Here is a 3,672-nt window from a genome sequence, read left to right on the forward strand (position 1 = left end):
CCCCCCCCCGGGGGGGGGCCCCCGCTCATGCCGCCGTACGGCCGGGGCGGCACACGCAAATCCTCCGACGGCCGACCAGCCCGCAGCCCGGGCTGCCGACCGACCGACGGAGCTCCCGTGACCACCCCTGCCCGCCCGCCGCGCGACCGCGGCCCCCGCACCACCGACCAGGCCCGCCGCACCGCCGGCGGCGACCGCCCGCGCAAGCCGCGCAACCGCGGCGGCGCCCCCAAGCAGGGCCGCCCCGCCGCCGTGCCCGAGGCCACCGAGTTCACCGTGGTCCAGGGCACCCCGCCCCGGCCCCCGGCGGCCTCCTTCGCCGAGCTGGAACTGCCCAGGGCGATCCTCTCCGCGCTCACCCGCCAGGGCGTCACCGAGCCCTTCCCGATCCAGGCCGCCACGCTGCCCGACTCGATCGCCGGGCGCGACGTGCTCGGCCGCGGCCGCACCGGCTCCGGCAAGACCCTGGCCTTCGGCCTGCCGCTGCTCGCCCGCACCGCCGGGCGCCGTGCCGACGCCCGGCACCCGCTGGCGCTCGTACTGGTGCCCACCCGCGAGCTGGCGCAGCAGGTCACCGAGGCGCTCACCCCGTACGCCACCGCCGTCAACCTGCGGATCACCACCGTCGTCGGCGGCATGTCGATCAACCGGCAGGCCAACGCGGTGCGCCGCGGCACCGAGGTGCTGGTGGCCACCCCGGGCCGGCTGGACGACCTGATCGGGCGCGGTGACGTCAATCTCTCCGACGTCGCGATCACGGTCCTCGACGAGGCCGACCAGATGGCCGACATGGGCTTCCTGCCGCAGGTCAGCAAGCTGCTGGAGCAGGTCGCCGAGGGCGGGCAGCGGATGCTGTTCTCCGCCACCCTGGACCGCAACGTCGACCGGCTGGTCAAGCGCTTCCTCGCCGACCCGGTGACCCACTCGGTCGACCCCTCGGCCGGCGCGGTCAGCACCATGGACCACCACGTCCTCCAGCTGGAGCAGACCGACAAGGTCTCCGCCACCGCGCACATCGCCTCCCGCGACGGCCGCGTGATCATGTTCGTGCACACCAAGCACGGCGCCGACCGGCTGGCCAAGCAACTGCTCGCCAACGGCGTGAAGGCCGCCGCCCTGCACGGCGGCAAGTCCCAGCCGCAGCGCAACCGGGTCCTGGACCAGTTCCGGGACGGCCACGTCACCGCGCTGATCGCCACCAACGTCGCCGCCCGCGGCATCCACATCGACGGCCTGGACCTGGTCGTCAACGTGGACCCGCCGGTCGACCACAAGGACTACCTGCACCGCGGCGGCCGCACCGCCCGGGCCGGCGAGTCCGGGACGGTCGTCACCCTGGTGCTGCCCGAGCAGCGCCGCGAGGTCAACCGGCTGATGACGGTCGCCGGCATCCGCCCGACCGTCACCAAGATCCGCCCGGGCGACGCCGACCTGGCCCGGATCACCGGCGCCCGCACGCCCAGCGGCGTCGCGGTGACGCTGGCCGTACCGGTCGTCGCGGCCCAGGCCGGGGCCGGCGCCTCGGCCAAGGACGGCGCCGACAAGCCCGCCGGGGCCAAGTCCGGTGCCCCGCGCCGCCGGTCCGGCAAGCGCTCCGCGCTGCCCGCCGACGTCGACATGAACGGCAACCCGCGCCGCCCCCGCCCCAAGCAGCGCATGGGCGCCGCCGCCCAGGGCGACCGCCCGCAGGCGGCCGGCTTCATCGGCCGCTCCTCGGGCCGCGCCAAGCCCGGCAGCGGCTCCAAGTCCGGCTCCAACTACGGCACCGGCCGCCAGCGCCGCAAGACGGACTGACGCCCTTCCGTTCCGACGACGGCCCGGTTCCCCCGGCAGGGGGGAGCCGGGCCGTGCGCTGTCCGGCCGGCCCGGCGGCCCGCCCGTGACGTCCCCGCTTCCGCGGCCCGGCCCCTCGACGGCCCGGCCGTGCGGACCCGGCGAAACTGCCGCCCGGGACAACGTCCCTGTTCAGCCCCGCCGCACCCGGCAGCTGCCGGTGACCTGCCGGTTGACGGCCGACCGCGCACCCCCGAGTCTTTCACGCGGCCCACACATCCGACGCACCGTCACCGACGGGGCGTGGACGGTGAGTCGACGTGATTCCCCGATTCGGAAGGACGACCCTCCCATGCGCCGAACCTCCGCCCTGCTGACCACCGCCCTGCTCGCCGGGGCCGCCGCCGTGGTGGCACCGGCCACCGCCGCCCAGGCCGCCCCCGCCTGCGCCGCCTACACCTCCGCCTGGAACGCCATCGGCAGCTGTAGCGGCCTCGACCCGATGCAGACCTGGACCGTGACCGCCAACTGCCTCTACTGGAACTCCACCCACACCGTGCAGTTCTCCCGCCCCGCCATCGGAGGCCTGGGGATGGGCGACGGCACCGTGTCCGCCTCCTGCATGATCGGCGACTCCGTGATGTTCCCGCGCGTCGTCCTCGGCGCCGCGCCGCCGGCCGGCCCGACCGGCCAGATCACCGGCTACGTCAACAAGTGCGTCGACGTGCGGGGCGCCAACCTCGGCAACGGCACCGCCGTCCAGATCTACGACTGCAACGGCTCGGTCGCGCAGAAGTGGCGGATCGGCGTCGACGGCACGATCCGCGCGCTCGGCAAGTGCCTGGACGTGTCGGGCGGCAACACCGGCAACGGCACCAAGGTGCAGATCTGGGACTGCAACGGCAGCGGCGCCCAGCAGTGGCAGGCCCGGGCCGACGGCTCGCTGCTCAACCCGCAGTCCGGCCGCTGCCTGGACGACCTCGGCTTCGCCACCGAGAACGGCAACCAGCTCGGCATCTGGGACTGCAACGGCGCCGCCAACCAGAAGTGGAACCTCCCGGTCTGACGGCCGTCCCCGGTCCGCCGCTCCCGGTCCGCCGCCCCTGCGCCGTGCGGGGGCGGCGGACCGCTGTCCGCGCTACACCGGGGCCGGGGCCACCGTCGTTGCCGTTGCCGTTGCCGTTGCCGTTGCCGTTGCCGTTGCCGTTGCCGTTGCCGTTGCCGTTGCCGTTTCCGGGGCCGGCGCCAGCGCGCGCAGCCGCTCCTCGGTGCCGGCGTCGCGCGGCGACATCACGATCAGTTGCAGGCCCTCGGCGGCCAGCAGCACGTGCTGGTCGATCCGCAGCACGCCCACCCGCTCGTGCCGGATCACCTTCTCGGTGCCGGAGCGCTCCGCGACCTGGTGCTCGTCCAGCCATCGGTCCGCCTCCGGGTACTCGCCGCGGACCTGCCGGATCATCCGGGCCAGCCGGCGCCCCACGGCCGTCGCCTCGCCGCCGCGCTCGGCGTAGGCGGAGCGCAGCTGGGCCAGGAAGCGCCGGGCGTGCTCCTCCCAGTGCTCCACCCGGGCCCGGTGCACCGGGTTGCCGAACACCACCCAGGCCAGGTTGCACTCCTGCGGCGGGCGGCCGGTCAGGCCGAACAGCGCGTCCGCGCCCGGGTTCCAGGCCCGGATGTCCCAGTTGGCGTCCATCACGAAGGACGGCGCCGGCCACTGCGCGCGCATCAGCCGCAGCAGCGGGGCCGGCACGTCCCCGGGCGCGGCCACCTCGCCGTCCAGCGGATGCCCGCCGGCCAGCCGGAACAGGTACGCCGTCTCCGCCCGGTCCAGCCGCAGCGTACGGGCGAGGCTCGCCAGCACCTCCGGCGACGGGTGGATGTCCCGCCCCTGCTCCAGCC

General features: G+C 75.5%; 3 protein-coding genes. 2 read left to right on the plus strand and 1 reads right to left on the minus strand.

Going from position 1 to position 3,672, the window contains the following annotated elements:
- Window positions 1-27: 27 nt before the first annotated feature.
- Both ACIQOV_RS32380 and ACIQOV_RS32385 read left to right on the plus strand, forming a co-directional pair.
- The gene (locus ACIQOV_RS32380; protein WP_401054274.1) at window positions 28-1,794 is read left to right on the plus strand and encodes a DEAD/DEAH box helicase; all 1,767 of its coding nucleotides are present in this window, start codon (window positions 28-30) and stop codon (window positions 1,792-1,794) included.
- 331 nt (window positions 1,795-2,125) lie between these two features.
- Window positions 2,126-2,839, plus strand: a complete 714-nt coding sequence (locus tag ACIQOV_RS32385) for a ricin-type beta-trefoil lectin domain protein (RefSeq protein WP_359909667.1) — start codon at window positions 2,126-2,128, stop codon at window positions 2,837-2,839.
- A 72-nt stretch (window positions 2,840-2,911) separates the two neighbouring features.
- Here the strand turns inward: ACIQOV_RS32385 and ACIQOV_RS32390 are convergent.
- On the minus strand, window positions 2,912-3,672 hold a 761-nt coding region (locus ACIQOV_RS32390), incomplete at its 5' end, for a hypothetical protein (protein WP_401054276.1).

This window comes from Kitasatospora sp. NPDC091257, assembly GCF_044757675.1.
GTDB lineage: Bacteria > Actinomycetota > Actinomycetes > Streptomycetales > Streptomycetaceae > Kitasatospora > Kitasatospora lactacystinica.